At 72.3% G+C, this 16,717-nt stretch carries 12 protein-coding genes; 7 read left to right on the forward strand and 5 right to left on the reverse strand.

The window, feature by feature from the left end; genetic code table 11:
- The first annotated feature begins 7 nt into the window (after window positions 1-7).
- From FFT21_RS17830 to FFT21_RS17855, 6 genes are read left to right on the forward strand one after another with little or no spacing between them, the layout of a single operon-like run.
- Complete coding sequence (locus FFT21_RS17830; protein ID WP_137815021.1) at window positions 8-2,974, forward strand: tetratricopeptide repeat protein; 2,967 nt, start codon at window positions 8-10, stop codon at window positions 2,972-2,974.
- A 3-nt stretch (window positions 2,975-2,977) separates the two neighbouring features.
- Window positions 2,978-8,461: a CHAT domain-containing protein gene (locus tag FFT21_RS17835; protein WP_137815022.1), complete on the forward strand. Its 5,484-nt coding sequence runs from the start codon at window positions 2,978-2,980 to the stop codon at window positions 8,459-8,461.
- Window positions 8,461-8,907 (forward strand): hypothetical protein, encoded by a 447-nt coding sequence (locus FFT21_RS17840; protein ID WP_137815023.1) that lies wholly within the window; start codon window positions 8,461-8,463, stop codon window positions 8,905-8,907. The genes FFT21_RS17835 and FFT21_RS17840 overlap by 1 nt, the downstream gene beginning before the upstream one ends.
- A 16-nt stretch (window positions 8,908-8,923) precedes the next feature.
- Window positions 8,924-9,463, forward strand: a complete 540-nt coding sequence (locus FFT21_RS17845; protein ID WP_137815024.1) for a nucleotide exchange factor GrpE — start codon at window positions 8,924-8,926, stop codon at window positions 9,461-9,463.
- Entirely contained in the window at window positions 9,460-11,583 is a 2,124-nt protein-coding gene (locus tag FFT21_RS17850) for an Hsp70 family protein (protein WP_137815025.1), read from the forward strand. The genes FFT21_RS17845 and FFT21_RS17850 overlap by 4 nt, the downstream gene beginning before the upstream one ends.
- 9 nt (window positions 11,584-11,592) lie before the next feature.
- Window positions 11,593-13,311, forward strand: a complete 1,719-nt coding sequence (locus tag FFT21_RS17855; protein ID WP_137815026.1) for an Hsp70 family protein — start codon at window positions 11,593-11,595, stop codon at window positions 13,309-13,311.
- Window positions 13,312-13,337: 26 nt separating this feature from the next.
- On the opposite strand, the gene FFT21_RS17860 is transcribed toward FFT21_RS17855, so the two are convergent.
- Window positions 13,338-13,703: a hypothetical protein gene (locus FFT21_RS17860; protein WP_137815027.1), complete on the reverse strand. Its 366-nt coding sequence runs from the start codon at window positions 13,701-13,703 to the stop codon at window positions 13,338-13,340.
- A 226-nt stretch (window positions 13,704-13,929) separates the two neighbouring features.
- Between FFT21_RS17860 and FFT21_RS30725 the strand changes: the two genes are divergently transcribed.
- Window positions 13,930-14,424 (forward strand): DUF397 domain-containing protein, encoded by a 495-nt coding sequence (locus tag FFT21_RS30725; RefSeq protein WP_371856819.1) that lies wholly within the window; start codon window positions 13,930-13,932, stop codon window positions 14,422-14,424.
- Between the two features lie 65 nt (window positions 14,425-14,489).
- On the opposite strand, the gene FFT21_RS17870 is transcribed toward FFT21_RS30725, so the two are convergent.
- The 4 genes from FFT21_RS17870 to FFT21_RS29200 all read right to left on the reverse strand — a co-directional run.
- Complete coding sequence (locus FFT21_RS17870) at window positions 14,490-14,765, reverse strand: hypothetical protein (protein WP_137815028.1); 276 nt, start codon at window positions 14,763-14,765, stop codon at window positions 14,490-14,492.
- 44 nt (window positions 14,766-14,809) lie between these two features.
- Window positions 14,810-15,433, reverse strand: a complete 624-nt coding sequence (locus tag FFT21_RS17875; protein WP_137815029.1) for a hypothetical protein — start codon at window positions 15,431-15,433, stop codon at window positions 14,810-14,812.
- A gap of 2 nt (window positions 15,434-15,435) precedes the next feature.
- Window positions 15,436-16,128: a hypothetical protein gene (locus tag FFT21_RS17880; RefSeq protein WP_137815030.1), complete on the reverse strand. Its 693-nt coding sequence runs from the start codon at window positions 16,126-16,128 to the stop codon at window positions 15,436-15,438.
- Window positions 16,128-16,717, reverse strand: a 590-nt coding sequence (locus FFT21_RS29200) for a hypothetical protein (RefSeq protein WP_225978512.1), incomplete at its 5' end; no start/stop codon positions are given. The genes FFT21_RS29200 and FFT21_RS17880, both read right to left, overlap by 1 nt.

The following is a 16,717-nucleotide window of genomic DNA, read 5'->3' on the forward strand; positions in this document are numbered from 1 at the left end:
CACGGCCATGTGGCCACACATCGGGCTACGCCGCGCACGCAGGGCGAACACCGAGGGTCAACAGGCGCTGGCCAGCGGCCACCTGGATGTGGCGGAACGGGGCTTCACCGCCGCACTGAAACAGGTGGGCGACAAGGCGGTCCGCCGTCCGTCCCCGGACAGTCCGGCCACGGAGATCGCCGCCGCGGCGAGCCTCGGGTTGGGCCGCGTCTGCCTTGCCCGCGACGACCTCCGTGCGGCCGACCTGCGCTTCGGCCAGGTTCAGCGGCTGCGGCCGGCACGGGCCGACGGCTTCTACTGGGCCGGGTGCACCGCGGCCCACGCGGCCGACTTCGCGCGCGCGGAATGGTTCTTCGGCGCCGCACTGGAGAGGGACGCCGGGCTGGGCCGGGCCTACCTGCAGCGCGCCCAGGTCCGGGCGCGGCTGGGCCGCGAGGATCTCGCGCTCACCGACCTCGCCGCCGCGGACCGGTGCGGGGCGCTGGACGGCAGGGCGCGGTTGCTGACCGCCGCGCTGCTGTTACGGCACCGCCAGTGGGCGGCGGCCGAGTCCTTCGCGGCCGCGGCGGGCGCCGAGCAGCCGGTGGCCGCGGCGATCCGCGGCATCGCCGCGCACGAGCAGGGCAGGGTCGCTGCCGCGTTCGAGGCGTACCAGCACGCCATCGCCGGCGGCTGCCGCCCGGACGTGGTCCTGCTGCGCCACGGCCTGGCCGGTTACCAGCTACGCAGGTTCACCGCCAGCGTCGACTCCTGGACCGCGCTGCGTGACCGTCACCCGCGGCGCGACGCGCTGGTCCGGCTCGCCGCCACGGCGCACCACGCCCGCGCGGAGCAGCGGGCGGCCCGGTCCGACTTCGCCGGCGCGATCGAGGACGTCCAGGCTGCCCGGTCCGCCGTCCCGTCCGGCGAGCTGGACGCCGCGATTCCCGAGCTGAACCTGCACGCGGCGGCGCGGGCCCTCGCCTCCGGCGACCGGGAACGGGCGCGGGCACACCTCGTCGCCAGCGGCGACCCGAGGGCGTCCCGGTATCTCGGGCTGCTGAGCCTGCTCGACCGCGAGTCGGCCGACGCGGAGCGGCACTGGCGCGCGGTGCTCGACCGCACGCCCAGCGACCCGCAGGCGCGCCTCGGGCTCGCCCTCTGCGCGCTGCACCAGGGACGGCCGGACGAAGCGGCGCTGGCCGAACTGAGCGGGCCGGACGTCCCGGACCGTGTCCGCCGGCCCGCCGCCCACGCGCTCGCCGCGTGGCACGTCCGGCAACACCGGTGGTCCGCCGCGGTGGACGCGCTCGCCGCGATCCCCGAGGACGACCCGTGGCGGGCCCAGGTGCTGCCGGAATGCCTGTACCGCAGCGGGCGGGACGCGGAGCTGCACGGGCTGCCGGACAACCCGTGGCAGGCGCTTGCCCGGGTGCGCGCCGGCGCTCCGGACGACGACACCGCCGCGGCCGCCGGCGACCAGCGCGTCCGCCGGGAACGGGATCTGCTGCTGCGGGACGGCGCGCTCGCCGCCGCGGCACGGGCCGAGTGGGACCAGGCGGCGTCCCTGCTGCACCGGGCCGCGGCAGCCGGGCGAGACAGCCCGGAACCATCCGAGGCGCTGCTGTACGGCATGGGCGGCCACCGGTCCGAGGCGATCGAATGGCTCGCCGCCGCGGCGCGGCGGGCGCCGGCCGACGCCCGCGTCGGCCACGCGCTGGCGCTGATGCTGCTGCACACCCTCAGCGCACCGGACCTCGCGCCACCGCCGGCGGCGAGCTGGAGCACCTGCATCGCCGTGTGGACGTCCGTGCTGTGCCACGAGACGTTCTGGGAGGAGTGGCGGCAGCGCGCGCAACGCCGGTACGACCGCTCGGTCACCCCGGCCATGGTGGAGTCCCTGCGGACCCGGTTACGCGACCTCGTCGAGCACCGGGCGAGCGCGGCCGGCGTCGACGAGGCGCCGTTCATCCTGCGCCGGGAGCAGGACGCGGCACGGCTGCTGGGCGAGCTCGGCGGGCTGCCGTTGCCGTCGAACGGCGACCGGCTGGTCTGCGGGCCGGTGCGCATCGCCGAGCTCGGGCTGCACCGGGAGTTCGGCTGGTTCGTGGTGGCGTTGCGCGACGCCGAGTGCTTCGAGGACCTGCTGCGCCAGTTCTCCCGGGTCGGTCTCGCCGAGGCCCGGCTGGCCACCGGGCGCGCGGCCGAGGCGCTGACCCTCGCCATGGACCTGCGGTGCGGCTCCTGCGGGGCCGGCGCCGCCCGTCCGGACCGGGCCAAGCCGCCGCTGGTGTGCGCGGCGGACTGCCCGGAGTTCGACCGGCACAACCCCGCGTACGCCGGCCTGGCGGACAAGCACGAGGAACTGCGCGCCCGGGGCACGGAGGTCGTCACCGAGGCCCTGCTGGACCTTGCCAGGGCGGCGATCACCCGGGCCGAGACGGATATCGCCGAGGCCGCCCGGTGCTGGCGGGAGGCGGCCGGGCACGGCGCCCGCCTCGGGGTGCGCGCCGAGGTGCTGCGGATCGTGGTGGACACCGCGGTGGGCCGGGCCGAGGCGCTCAGCCGCAAGAAGAACTGGACCGGCGCGATCGACGTGCTGGACGCCGCGCGGACCGTCGTCGGCAGCGGCGCTCCCGCCGAGGCGGAACGGCTGATCGCGCAGCTCGCGTCCCTACTGACCACCCGGGGCATCGACGCGGTCAACAAGGACCGCGGCAACGCGCGGGCCGCGCACGCGGATCTCACCCGCGCGCTCCGCCTGGCGCCCCAACTGATTCGGGCCCGGCGCAACCTCGGCCTGCTGCTGCGCATCATGGCGCACGACCGGCTGGAGGCACGCGACTTCCTGGAAGCCGTGCAACTGCTCAGCGAGTCCGTCCAGCAGTTCGACCGCGCCCTGGCCGACAAGCCGGGCCACCCGGAGCTGCGCGAGGAGCGCGAGACAGCCTGGTCCGAGCTGCAGGCGCTGGTCCGCGCGCTGGGGGGACGGTAGGCCGTGCTGGAGTTCGACGAGCTACGGGTCCGGGTCCGCCGCATCGGCGCGCGGCGGTACCTGGTGCTGGCCAACGGCGCCGCGCACGCCGCGACCATCCGGCGCGTCGCGGACGAACCGGCGGAGCTACGCCGGGAGTTCGACGAACTGATCGACATCGAACTCGGCAACGCGCCCACCGGGGCCACGAACGTGTCCACCCGGCTGCGCCAGCTCGGCCGGTCGGTGTTCGACCTGGTCTTCGACGAGGAACTCGCCGCCTGCCTGCGCCGGGCACGCGCGCAGACGCAGCGGCACACGCACGGCCTGCGGCTGCGCTTCGATCTTCCGGCCGAGTTGCACGACCTTCCGGTGGAGGCGCTGCGTTCGCCGTCGGACCGGGCGGAGCAGACCCTGGCGCTCAACGCCAACCTCTCCGTGGTCCGTTCCCTGCCCGGGGACTCCCCCGGCCACCGGCTGCCCACCGCGGGGGACGAACCGGAGGTCATCCGGCTGCTGGTCGCCACCGCGTCACCCGTCGAGGCGGGGCTTCCGCCGATCGACGTGGAGCACGAGCTTGCCGCGCTGCGTGCCGCGCTGCCCGCGCTGGTCATGCAGATGACGGTGCGCGAGCACGCGACCCGGCGGGACATTGAGACGTGGTTGGCCGAGCACACCGACCGGCCCGCCGCCGTGCTGCTGATCGCGCACGGCAGCTACGACCGGGCCCGGGACGAGGGCGTCGTGCTGCTCGAGGGCGAGGACGGCGCCGCGGACCGCGTCCCCGGCCACCTGCTCAGCGGCATCCTGGTGCGGGCACAGCGGTTGCGCCTGGTCGTGCTGAACCTGTGCGACGGCGCGAGCAACACCCGGTTGGAACCGTTCGCCGGCGTCGCGCAGGCGCTGATCGGGCGGGGAATTCCCGCCGTGGCCGGGATGAACGGGCTGGTGACCGACCGCGCCGCGATCACCTTCGGGCCGTTGCTGTTGGAGGGTGTCTGCTCGAACAAGACGGTGGACGAGGCGATGACCGCCGCCCGGCAGCACATCGCCAATTTGCCGGGCCACACCACGATCGAGTGGGCCACGCCGACGCTGTTCCTGCACGAGGCCTGCGGCCACGGCTGGCTGTTCAAGGCGCGCGAGGTGGTCGGCGGCGACGACGAGGTGACCGATCCGCTGCGCGCCGGCGAGGCGGCGCTCGCCCGCTTCGACGCGCCGGGCAACGTCGACCTGGCCAGCGTGCTCGCGGCCGCCCGGTTCCTGCGCACCGCGCACGACTGGGACGGCGTGCTGCGCACCGCGCGCACCCGAAAGCAGACCCACGACCAGTCATTGCTGATCACGGAGGCGCAGATCGAGCTGGCCTGGCCGGCGATCGAGCGGCTGTGCGAGGTGCTGGCCGCCGAGGCCGACCCGGAACAGGCGGCGAAACTGCTCGACGGGGTCCGCCCGCTGCTGCCCGGCGCGCTGTTCCGCCGCCTCCACCAGGAGATCGGCCAGGTGCGGGCGCTCGCCGACCTGGTGGCCAAGGCGGAGGCGGCGGAGGCGGGCGCGGACTGGTCCACCGCGGTGCGCTGCTACGAGGAGGTGTTGGCGCAGCGCCCCGACGGGATCCGCAACGTCCCCGCCCGGTTGGCGGCCGCGCGGCAGGAGGCGGGGCTGGCCGCCCGCTACGCCAGCGCGGAGGAGCACCGGCTGGCCGGGCGGTGGCCGGCCGCGCTGGCCGGGTACACGGACGTGCTCGCGCTGCGCGGCGACGGGTACCGGGCCGCCGCCGAGTGGGCCGGCTACGCGCGGGGCCGGCTCGCCGAGGCGGACGGGCGCTGGGCCGACGCGACCGCCGCGTACCAGGACTGCGGCGGGTTCGAGGACGCGCCGGCCAGGTTGGCGGCCGTGCGGGGGCGGGCCGCGGCCGACGCCGGCGACTGGGCCGAGGCGCATCGCCACCTCGTCGCCGCGGGACGGCTCGGTGCACCCGTTGACGAGTGGTCCCGCTACGCCGCCGCGCGGGTCGCCGAGGCGGCGGAGCAGTGGGCGGCGGCCGCCGAGGAGTTCACCCGGCTCGGCGCGTTTCTGGACAGCGAGGGACGGGCGCGGTTCGCCGCCGGCCACGTGGCCGCCGAGTCCGGCGACCAGGTGGCGGCGGTGCGCGCGTGGGAGGCGCTGGCCGGCGACGGCTGGGCGGTGGCCGCCCCGCTGGCCGCGGCGCGCGGTGCGCTGTACCAGCGGGCCGTGGCGGCCGAGCAGGCGCAGGAGTGGCCGCGCGCGGCGGAGTGGTTCGGCGTGCTGCCGCCCGACCACGGGGACGCCGCGGCGCGCGCCGAGTACGCGCGGGCGCGGATCGCCGAGACGGCGGGCGACTGGCCGGCCGCCGCCGAGGGCTACCAGCGGGCCGGAGAGCACGCCGACGCCACGGCACGGCTGGGCTACGCGCGGGCCCGCTCCGCCGAGCTGGCGGGCGAGTGGGAGGCCGCCGCGGAGCAGTACGCGACGCTGCCCAGGCGTCTGCTCGATGCCGCCGCGCGCGCCCAGTACGCGGCCGGGCGGGCGGCTGACACCCGGGAGGACTGGGCGGGGGTGCTGGACAGCTTCGGCGGCCTGCCGAACGACTTCGCCGGCGGCGAGGTGGGCCGGCGGCGCCGGTTCGCCCGGGCCAAGCTGGCCGAGCAGGGCACCGAGTGGACCTCGGTGCTCGCCCTCCTCGGCGAGGCCCCGGACGAGGAGCGCGACGGCCTGGTCGGCCTGCTCCGCCGCAAGGCGCGGGGCCGGCTGGCCGAGGGGGAGGACTGGGCCTCGGCCGCGGCCATCTACGCGCCCGCCGCGCATGCCGACGAGGATCTCGGCAGGTCCCACCGGTACGCCACCGGCCGAGTGTCCGAACGCGACGAGGAGTGGTCCGAGGCGCTGGCCGCGTACGCCGGCCTGCCCGAGGATTACCGGGACGTCGCCGTGCGCGCCGGTTACGCGCACGCCCGGCTGGCCGAGCAGGCCGCGGCGGCAGACACCGACGAGGTGGCCGGCTGGCGGCGGGTCATCGAGGCGTACGCCGCGATGCCCGAGGAGTTCGGCGACGTAGCCGTCCGCTCCGCCTACGCGCAGGCCCGGCTCGCCGGCGCGGAAGGGCGCTGGGACACCGCGCACGGCATGGCTGACGCGCTCGGCGACTACCGGGACGCCCCCGTGCTGGCCGGCTACGCGCGCGGCCGGCTCGCCGAGCAGCGGGAGGACTGGGCCGAGGCGAGCACCGCGTACCAGGGGTGCGCGGGCTACGCGGACGCGGCGGCCCGGCGCGCCTACACCAGTGGCCGGGAGCGGGAGAACGCCGGGCAGTGGTCCGCTGCGGTCGCCGCCTACCTGGAGGCGGAGCCGGCCATACCCGCGGCGGAACAGCGACGCGACCGGCTCGTCCGGTTGCTCGATGCGCTGCCCTGGGCGGACGGGGTCGCCAGCGCCACCCTGGTCGCCGACCCGGTGGCGCTGCGCGAGGAGACCTTCCCCTACCGGGCGTTGCTCCCCGCCGGCGTCACCCCGGCATCCGCCACCGAGATCGTCAAGGACGCCGCCTACGCGCTGATGGAGCGGGGCGGGATGACGTGGCAGGAGCGGGTCGCCTGGGATCGGCTGCGCACCCCGGCCAAGCGGCTGCTGCTGGACGCACTGCTCTACCGGTTCCGCGACGCCGCGTCCCTGGGCCGGGAGCTGAACGCGCTGGAGCCGGGCGCCCCGGCGGCGCTGCTGGCCCGGCTGTGCGAGCGGCTGCCGGAGGACGCCGGGCTGCTCACCCTGCTCGCCGGCAACCGCGCCGACGCTGTCGCGGCGTGGCGGCAGCGGCTCACCGAGACGCCGGGCGACATGGCCCTGGCGCACAGCCTGGCCGTGGCGTCGTTCTGGCAGGCGAAGGAGCTGGAGGACACCGGGGCGTGGGAGCAGGCGCCTCAGGTGTGGCGGACCGCGCTGGCCTGCTGGGCGGCGGTGCTCACCGACGACGACTGCTGGACGGGTTGGCGGCAGGCCAGGGCCGCCTGCTACGGCCACGCGGTCACGCCGGCGGACACCGCGCGGCTGCGCACCGAACTCGGCCGGTACCTGATCGACGTGGTGGCCGGGCACGCGGAGGGCCACGCCAACGCGGGCCGGTCGCGGCAGAGCGAGCGCTACCGGGAGCTGATCTCGTTCCTGGAGACCGAGCTGGACGCCGCGCAGAGTCTGAAGGAGGCCGGCGGACTCCCGCTGCCCGGCCGGGCAGAGGAAACGCTCGCCTGCGGGCCGGCCTACCTGAGCATGGTCGGCCTGGCCCGGGAGTTCGGCCAGTTCGTCGCGGCGGCGGACGCGCTGCGCGTCGACGACACCCAGTCCAGCCGGGCGGTGGTGCGCCGGCTGCGCTGGTCGTTCTCCGAACTGTCTACCGCGTTCTCGCTCATCGAGCACCACCGGTTCGAGGCGGCGCTGCCCGCGTTGCCGGCGTTCCACCGGCAACGGCTGGCCGAGTTGCCGGCCGACTGCGCCGACCCGACCGAGGCCGGCCACCCGGATCTCGATGAGTGCCCGCGGTGCCGGGAGTTCCTTGCCCGCAACCCGGCCTACACCTACCTGCCGCGACGCTGGGCCCGGCTGCTGCAGGACGCGGTGGAGCTGGCGGTACGGGCGCACCTCGCCATCGCCCGCGGCCTGCTGACCAGTGGCGGCCAGGTCGACCGGGCAATGTCCGAACTGGACGGCGCGATCGCCGTCTCGGCGAACGCGGCGATGACCGTGCGCACCAGGCAGGCGGTGCTGCGGATGGTCCTGGGCCGGGTGGACGCGCTGACCGACCAGAGCCGGCAACAGATCAACCGTCTCGACGAGGCCGTCACCCTGGTGGAGAAGACGCTGCCGGTGGTGGGCGCGGCCGGCCGCAGCACGCTCACCCTGAAGTGGGCGGAACTCCTCATCGACCGCGGCGTGTGGTACGGCTCGGGCTGCCGCGACTTCGGCCTGCGCCCGGACATCCGCCGCGCGGTCGCCGACCTGCGCAGGGCGCTCGACCTGAACCCGGAGTCCGCGCGGGCCCGGGACAACCTGGCCCGCGCGCTCATCTACGGCCAGGACGAGCTGCGCCTGGACCACACCGTGGCGGGCAGCCTGGCCATCCTGCGCGAGGCGTTGGCCATCGTGAACGCCGGTCTGGAGCGTGCCGCGGCGAACAACCGGCTGCGGGACACCCTCGGCGACGTCCTGGAGGAACTGGAGTCCGTGCTGCTCGACAAACTCAGCGTCACAGACCTGGGCCGGCTGATCGAATCCTACGGCGAGAGCGACGGGTCGCCGCCGGACCCGCGCGAGCGGGCGAAGACGCTGGCCGAGCAGGCCGAACGGCGCCGCGCGGACGGTGACTTCACCGGCGCCCTGCACGACCTGGTCCGGGCCACCCGAGCGGACCCGTCCAGCGCGCCGATCCGGGCGGCGCTGCTCGCCGCGCTGGACGCGGAACTGGCCCGGTTGCGGGACGAAGGGAGTACCGGCTGATGATCAAGGATCCGCTGACCGTCTGGAATGGACCGTTTCCGTACGACGCGCTCGCCCCGGCGGGCATCACGCCGCGGTCCACCCAGGCGGAGGTGGAGGACGCCTCGTTCACCCTGATGACCAGGCGGTTGATGAACCCGGTCACCCAGAAGGCATGGGACGAGCTGCGGGACGTCCGTCGCCGGCTACTCGCGGACTTCCTGCTCTACGACGTCGATCCGGCCGACTTCGACGAAGCCCGGCAACACGTGCGGCGGGAACTGGCCGATCCGGGCGAGCCGTCGCAGGTGACCGACGCGCTCGCCGCCCCGGTCGAGTTCCTCGACGACCTCGCCGGCGACCTGTCCGAGGTCACGCTGACGCCACCGCCGCCCGTGCTGCCCCGCGACCTCGACGCGTTTCCGCCCCAGTCGCTGATCGACAGCCTGATCTCCTTCGACCGCTAGCCGCAGGGAGTACCCGATGAGCAGCCGGAAAGCACGACGTCGCCGCCACAGCGACCGCGCCGCCCCACCGGAGACGGCCGGGCCGGCGCCGTCCGCGGACGGCGACCTGCTCGGCGCGCTGGCCCGCACCAGGGTGGAGACCGCGAACCTGGTGCGCAGCCTGCAGGCCCACCGCGACCAGACCGAACTGCTGCTCAAGGAGATCAACCGGCAGGAACTGGACACCCGCCGGTTGCTGCGCGGCATCGCGGACATCCTCGACGCGTTCGACCGGCTGCTGGCCCACGACGGCACGGACGTCGACTCCTACCGCACCAGCGTCCGTCGCACCGCCGACGTGCTGACAGACGTCCTGTGCAACCACAGTGGCCTGGAACTGCTCGGCAAACCCGGCGAGGTCGCTGAGCCCGCCACGCACAACGTCGTCGAGGTGCGCGACAAGCCCGGCGCGCCGCAGGACACCGTGATCAGGGTGATCGAGCGCGGCATCCGGTACCGGGGCGACCTCCTGCGCCCCGCCTCCGTGATCGTCGCCTCCGGAAGGGAGCAGCAGTGACCGCCATCGGCATCGACCTCGGCACCACGAACTCCGTGGTTGCCCGATACGACCCGGAGCAGGACCGCGCCTCGGTGGTGACCATCGGTGGCGCGCGGTCGACGCCGTCCGTGGTCAGCCTGCGCCAGCGCGGCGGCAAGGAGGACCTGCTCGTCGGCGGTCCCGCGCTGAACTGGGCGAAGGCGGCACCGGCGAACACGATCCTCTCGGTGAAGCGGCTGATGGGCCGGGATTTCGCCGACCCGGCCGTCGCGGAGACCCGGGCCCGGCGCAGCTACCAGATCGTGTCCGGCCCGAACGACGACCCGCGCGCGCACGTGGTGATCGGCGAGAGGACCTACACGCCGGCCCAGGTGTCCACGATGATCCTGGAGCGGTTGAAGAACGGGGCGGCGGAGAAACTCAAGGAGGACGTCACCCACGCGGTGATCACCGTGCCGGCCTACTTCAAGGAGGCGCAGCGGGCGGCCACCCGGGAGGCCGGCGAGCAGGCCGGCCTGGTCGTCAAGCGGATCATCGACGAGCCCACCGCGGCCGCCATCGCGTTCGGCCTCGAACTCCGCGAAGGCGAGCGGCGCCGGGTGCTCGTCTACGACCTCGGCGGCGGCACGTTCGACATCTCGATCCTCAACACCGCCAAGGACGCCGACGGCCACAACCACTTCCAGGTGCTGGACTTCGTCGGCGACAACTGGCTGGGCGGCGACGACTTCGACCTGCTCATCGTCGAGAAGATCATCGAGTGGGTGCGGCGCAACGCCGCCGTCGACCCGTCCGGCGACGACGAGTTCCTGTTCATCGCCAAGAAGGCCGCCGAGGAGGCCAAGCGCACGCTCAGCGAGGCGGACTGGGCGGACATCATCATCCCGGCGGCGTTCCGCGCGGCGGGCAGTCCGGTGGACGTCGAGATGACCCTCACCAGGGACGACTTCGAGGCGCTGATCGAGCCGCTGGTGGACAGGACCATCCACCTGGTCCGCACCGCCCTGGAACGGCAGAACCTCTCCCCCGACGACATCTCCGACGTGCTGCTGGTCGGCGGTTCCACGCAGATCCCGAAGGTGCGGGAGGCAGTGGAGAACTTCTTCGGGACGGGCAAGGTGCGCCGACACATCGACCCGATGGAGTGCGTCGCGGTCGGGGCGGGCATCTTGGCCAGCACGTTGCACGGGGTGGAGTGCCTGAGCTGCGCCACGGTCAACGACGAGACCGCGAGCGAGTGCCGGAAGTGCCGGCAGAGCCTGGTCAACGCGCGCTCCGCCGGGGACACCCACGTCTACGACGTCACCGGGATGGCGCTCGGCGTCGCCGCGGTGCGCGGCTCGCAGGCGGACACGTTCGTGCCGATCATCCCCCGGGGCACGCCGTATCCGATGAGCGAGCCGATGCGGCACACCTTCCAGACCACCGACGGCCGGGTGATCCGGGTCCCGGTCTACGAGGGTGACAGCGCCACCGCCAGCGAGAACCAGGAGCAGGGGGTCATCGAGTACGAGCTGCCCGAGGAGATCGACATCCACACCCGGGTGGAGGTCAGCTTCCTGTTCGACCGCAACCGCGAGCTGCACGTCACGATCGCCGTTCCGGGCACCAACATGGAGTACCGGAAGAAGCTGCGCTTCGACACCGCTCGCGCCGAGGCACCGGCGAAGGCGGACTTCGAGGAGGACGACGCCACCTACCGCGAGGACCTGGTCTACCTGGAGGAGGTCACCCGGCGGTTCCTGCGCACCTACGAGCAGTACCTGCGTCCCAGCCAGGCCATGAAGATCCAGGGCGACCTGGAACGGGCCCAGCAGACGCTGGTGTTCTCCGACCCGGCGGAATGCCGGCGGATGATCAGCGTGCTGCAGTCCGACCTCTTCGGCTCGGGGCTCGCCTCGCAGCTCTACATCGCCGAACGGGCGGCCGACCGGGCCACCGCGACGGACGCGCAGCAGATCAACCAGGCGGTCGCCGCCCTGCAGCAGTCGTTCCAGCAGGGCAAGCAGGAGGCCGTGGCGGAGCAGGCCCAGGTGCTCAAGCTGATGGTCGCCAAGGTGGGGCAGCAGTACGAGGTGGCCGAGGTCGGTGACGCCGAGGACTTCGCCGGTCTGCTGAAGCTACTCGACGATGCCTAGGAGCCCGCGGTGGCGGTGATCAACGTCGGGGTGGACTTCGGCAGCACCGGGGTGCGCGCCGCGTACGGGACGCCCGGCGAGCCGGCCCGGTTCGTCGCGCTGGCCGGGAACGAGTGGCCGTGGCCGCTGTGCGAACCGGTGCCCAGGGGGCCGTTGCCGGTGTCCTTCCCGAGCGTGAAGAGCAAGCTCGGTCTCGCCGGTTCGGTCCAGCTCGGCGGGCACACCGTCAATCCCGCCGACCTGGTGGCCGCGGCGCTGCGCCGGTTGCGCGCGCGGATCGTCGCGGAGACCGCCGCGCCGATCGGGCACACCGTGATCAGCGTGCCCGCGCGGTTCTTCGCCAGCCAGCGCAGCGCGCTGCTCGACGTGGCGGGCGCCGCCGGCCTCGGCGAGGTCAGCCTGGTCACCGACTCCGTCGCCGCGGTCGTCGGGCACACCGGCGGTGAGGCCACCGGCACGTTCCTGGTGTACGGCATGGGATACGAGGGCTTCGAGCTGGGCCTGGTCCGGGCGGTCCGGGGCCGGTACCGGGTGCTCGGCTACGAGGGGGCGGGCGCGCCCGGCGGCAGCACCTTCGACGAGCAGGTGCTGGGCGGCTGGCTCGCCACCCTGCGGGACCGCGGCAGCCTGCCGGACGAGGTGCGGCAGGGCGAGACGGGTTGGCTACGGCTGCGCGGCACGGCGGAGAAGGTCAAGGAGCAGCTGGCCGCGGAGGGTCCGGTGCTCTTCCCGATGTTCGTCTCCGGAACGAACGGGCAGCCGCGGTTGACCGTCCAGTTCGAACAGCCGCCGTTCGAACTGCTCACCCGGGTGCTGGTGGCCGGAACGCTGGACCGCGCGGATGCGCTGTTCGAGCGGTCCGGTTTGGACCGGGAGAGTGTGGAGGCCGTGGTGCTGGTCGGCGGCAGCACGCGGATGCCGCACCTGCGCAAGCTGGTGTCCGGGCTGGGCGCCGCCGTGGTACCCACCGCCGACGAACACCTCGCCCGCGGCGCCGTGCTGCACGCCCACCAGCTCGTGCGGCGGTCCTCGCCCGGCGACGAGGATCAGCTCGGCATGGCCGGCGGGGGCGCGGCGGAACCGGTGCTGGACACCCCACCACTCGCCGCGACCCTGCTCACCGCCCCGGGCGGCGCCTCCTCCGCCGCGGCCGCGGAGGAGGCGACCGGCCTGGCCGTGGCGCAGCGGCTGATCGCGGAGGGTCGGCGCGAGGAGGCCGCCGCGGAGCTGCGCCGCCTGATCGCCGCGGCGCAGGAACTGCTCCACGAGATCACCGCCGGCGGGTCCGAGGAGCCGCCGGCCACTCCCGACGAGACTGCCGCCGGCGGGCGGAACGCCCCCGACCTGCTGAGCCTCGCCCGCCGCCGGCTGGACAAGGGCCAGTACCCGGAGGCGATCAACCTCGCGCACCTGGCGTGGCAGCGGGAACCCAACCGGGCCGACGTGTTCGACGCGATGATCGACATCCACTGCGTCGCGGCCATGGCCAACCCCACCATCGCCGGGTTCGGCCGGGACGAGAAGTGGCTACGCTGCGCGCTCGGTCACGACCCGAGCAACGCACGGATTCGCAGCCTGCTGGCCGAGCGCAGCTACCTGCACGGCAGCGGGTTGCATCGGGCCGGGCGAAAGGACGAGGCACGCCAGGCTCTGCAGCAGGCACTCGCCTGGGACCCGGAACACCGGGCCGCCGAAGAACTCCTGCACCGCCTCGGCGGCCGCCGCTAGACCCGCGTCGCCGCGAGTCGGTCAGGTCACAGCAGCCGCGCGCCGGCGTTGCCCATCCTCGCCGGCGACGGTCGGCCGCCCGCGTGCCGCGACTGGCTCAGCGCATCCAGCGCCCGGATCGTGGACCACGGCCCCAGGTGGCGCATGACCTTGACGGCCATGGACGCCCCCGTCCAGGCGACGACGTCCGGCCCGTCCACCATGATCAGTGTCGGCCGCTGAACCGCACCCGCACCGAGGGCTCGGTCCCGCCACTCTCGCACATCCTGGTCCGCCAGCGGCCGGACCTCCAGCTTCCCGCCCGAGGTCCGGCTGACCAGCCGGGAAAGCCACCAGCACGCCCGGCAGGACGCGTCAAAGGCCAACACCCAACGGGTTTGTGTCTCGCTCATCGAAATCCCCCAGCACCGGCCGCACCGCCGAGCGGTACGACCACGAAGCGATCGTCCCCTCCCCACGTTACGGATCTCGACCGATCACCAGCGGCCGTTTCGCCGTCCACCGCACGAACGGAGCAGCCTCAGTCAGCCGCAGGTCAGCAGGCCTCCGTCGGTCCGCCGCTGATCGAGCCACAGCAGGTGCAACTTCCGGCCGAACGAGAAGAGCCGGTGCACGCTCATGCGCCAGCAGCTCAAACACCTGCTCCGTCTGGCGGACCGGGACAACATCACCCTCCATGTCATGCCGCTCTCAGTGCCGGTCCACGATGGTCTCGACGGCGAGTTCACACTGCTCGAGTTCGCAGAGCCCCAGAGCATCGGCTACGTCGAGTTCCGGACGGCGCCGTGTACGTCCAAGATCCAGACCAGGTGGATGCGTACACTAAGGCTGCGGAGCGTATGCGCACAGTGGCGTTGTCACCAGCCGACTCCGCGGCGGCGATTCAACTGCGCTGACCTGATCTGGAGGACGGCGATGCCTACCCACGGCGAGCCGGTGGCATGGCGGAAGTCAACGCGTAGCAGCAACGGCGCCAACTGCGTCGAGGTGGCTGTCGCCACTGACGGGGCGACAGCCCGCGACTCCAAGAACCCTTGCGGCCCCACGCTGACCTTCGCTCCGGCGACGACTTTCCTCCGCGAGATCAAGTCAAGCCGCCTCGACCATCGCTGACGGCGTAGCACCCTGACGGCGGTCGGCTTACAAGACCCATTCAGTCACCTGCCACCGCACGTGGCTCAACCGAACGTAATCACCACTCCAGCGATCAGCGCACCTCCGATGAGTGCCCCGAACGAAGCCAACGAAACCGTCCGGCTAACCCACCGCTGAGGGATGAACACGGAGCCCACCGCACCGACCGCGGCGGCGACGCAAATCGCCGCACCCATATAGCCACGCGGGTTAGCCTGCACAAAAACCCCAAAATATACCAGGGCAGCCGCAAGCAAACCAGCTACCCAAGCCCGGCCTTTGCGGGTGAGCATAACAACAACGACATCGAACATGTCCACTGGCGTAGTATAGCGTCAGATGACCGATGCCGTGCCGCATCCCGTCACAATCGATTGGACGGTTTTTCGGGATGGTCAGCCAGCCAAGGACCGAGATATTTCACATACTCTTTCGGCGGGTTGAACAGTTGTACCTGCGGCGCATGTTCCGGCACCATAACCTTGGTGAGATCGCGGGCACGCGCCCCAATTTGCTGATCTCCCTCGGGGTTGCCAAGGCGCGTGGATCCGACGATGGAGATATTCCGCTTGCCGTCGCGCATCGTGCTGATCACACCGGCGAGGTGCGGATCACCGGCGAACAGCAGCCGCCCCGATGGGGGCTCAACGCTCTTTGCCATGCCATTGACTTCTTCAACCGGACTGCCGTCGCGGGGGTCGATCAGCAGCAGAGTCTGGTACTTCTTTTCCCAGGTACGAAGCGGAATGAAGGGCAGCTCGTCGAAAAATAGCTCCCTCTGCCACCGACCATACTTGTAGCCGTACTCTTGCCACGGATAGTTGGCCAGGATGTTGACGATTCCCTCTTTATTGTACGCACGATCGGGGATGTACGAGTGGCGCATGATCCAGTTGTACTTGGCATTGATGATGTTATCCTCAACGAACCGGCGGGTTTCCGGGTCGTTGAGCGCTGCTCCTGGCCTGATAGGTACGTCAATGGTCATGGTTACCAAAGCAGTCGAGTGATCTTGTTGCCCGCGTCCGGGGACACAGCAGGCGGTTCGAAGGATACCGACGCCGCCATCTGGACGACCATGGCCCGGTATTCCGGGCCATGCGAATCGAATGGCGTGGAGAACTCGATGGCAGCCAGTCTGTCGCCGTTATCGGAGGGCACGAACGCCTCCAGTTGGTAGACCGCGCTGGTCGAGCCCTCGGGTACGTCAGGCTGGCCCGGCAACTGGGGCGTTGGCAGATGCCGGGTCCGTTCGAAGAAAAGCGTCGGCCGCTCCAACACGTCGATCAGTTCAGGCTGTCCGTGCTCCTTGGAATCCGCTTTGGCCTGGATGAGGTCGTTGAGTAGCAGCCGAGGGTTCCGGGTGCCCTCGTATTCCTGATACGAGACGACCAGCGAGGACGTGACCACAGTGCTGTCAGTTGGAGAGATATGGCGACCGATTCCGCAGTACAGCGCGCCACAGGAAGCCAGATCCGACAGGAGGACGGACAATACACCGATCAGGGCGCGAATCGATATTTCCTGCGCTTCGTCGGCGACATCGGTGAGCACCGATTCGGCACGTTCCAGGCTCCCGACAACATCACCGAGTGGCAGCGAAAAGTAGCCAGGCGGAACAGCTACCCACAGCGGAATGTCCTCGTTACGCGTAGCTCCTTGCAATGCGGCAATGATTCCCATCAGGACGCCTCCTGCCGCACGTCATGGTAGAGGTGCGATGCCACGCCCTTGGCCTTCCAGAGCAGGTTCAGCCGATCAGCGGCACCGGGATCCGCGACATGCCCGAATTCCAATGCTCTGTCCGCGAATCTCGCCGCGTCACCGAGCGCGCCGACGCCGGGGATCTTGGCCATTCCCCTCACGAGCAGGCCGGGCTTGTTCGCCACCATGGTTGCGATCTCACCGAGGTTTGCGGCCCGACTTCCGGCCTCGGTAGCGATCTCGGCGCCCTTGATCGCCTTAGCACCGAAGCCAATACCCGGGATCAGGCTGGCGGCGTCGGCGCCGCCGGTGGTGAGTGCGCCGATCGAATCCTTGTTGAAGTGGCCGCGCACCAGTTCGCTGATGCCGTGACGGAACTGGGGGTCGGCGAGGTCGGTGGCCAGGGCTCCGGCGCCGGCAACCACGGAGACGCCGAGTGCGACGGCGTCGACCGGCGGTGGGGTGACCAGGGCGACCAGGCCGGCGATGGCGGAGACGGTGGACAGGACGGCGTGGATGTCCTTCAGGTGGGCCTTCACCCAGTCGCCGACCGCGCTGAGGGCCGGGG

Origin of the sequence: Gandjariella thermophila, from assembly GCF_005405885.1 — a bacterium.
In the GTDB taxonomy this organism is placed as follows: domain Bacteria; phylum Actinomycetota; class Actinomycetes; order Mycobacteriales; family Pseudonocardiaceae; genus Gandjariella; species Gandjariella thermophila.

What these genes read in the sequence shown, in the direction of transcription:
- FFT21_RS17830 (WP_137815021.1), top strand. Translation starts at nt 8, where the DNA reads ATGTGGCCACACATCGGGCTACGCCGCGCACGCAGGGCGAACACCGAG.
- FFT21_RS17840 (WP_137815023.1), top strand. Translation starts at nt 8,461, where the DNA reads ATGATCAAGGATCCGCTGACCGTCTGGAATGGACCGTTTCCGTACGAC.
- FFT21_RS17845 (WP_137815024.1), top strand. Translation starts at nt 8,924, where the DNA reads ATGAGCAGCCGGAAAGCACGACGTCGCCGCCACAGCGACCGCGCCGCC.
- FFT21_RS17860 (WP_137815027.1), bottom strand. Translation starts at nt 13,703, where the DNA reads ATGAGCGAGACACAAACCCGTTGGGTGTTGGCCTTTGACGCGTCCTGC.
- FFT21_RS30725 (WP_371856819.1), top strand. Translation starts at nt 13,930, where the DNA reads ATGCGCCAGCAGCTCAAACACCTGCTCCGTCTGGCGGACCGGGACAAC.
- FFT21_RS17875 (WP_137815029.1), bottom strand. Translation starts at nt 15,433, where the DNA reads ATGACCATTGACGTACCTATCAGGCCAGGAGCAGCGCTCAACGACCCG.
- FFT21_RS17880 (WP_137815030.1), bottom strand. Translation starts at nt 16,128, where the DNA reads ATGGGAATCATTGCCGCATTGCAAGGAGCTACGCGTAACGAGGACATT.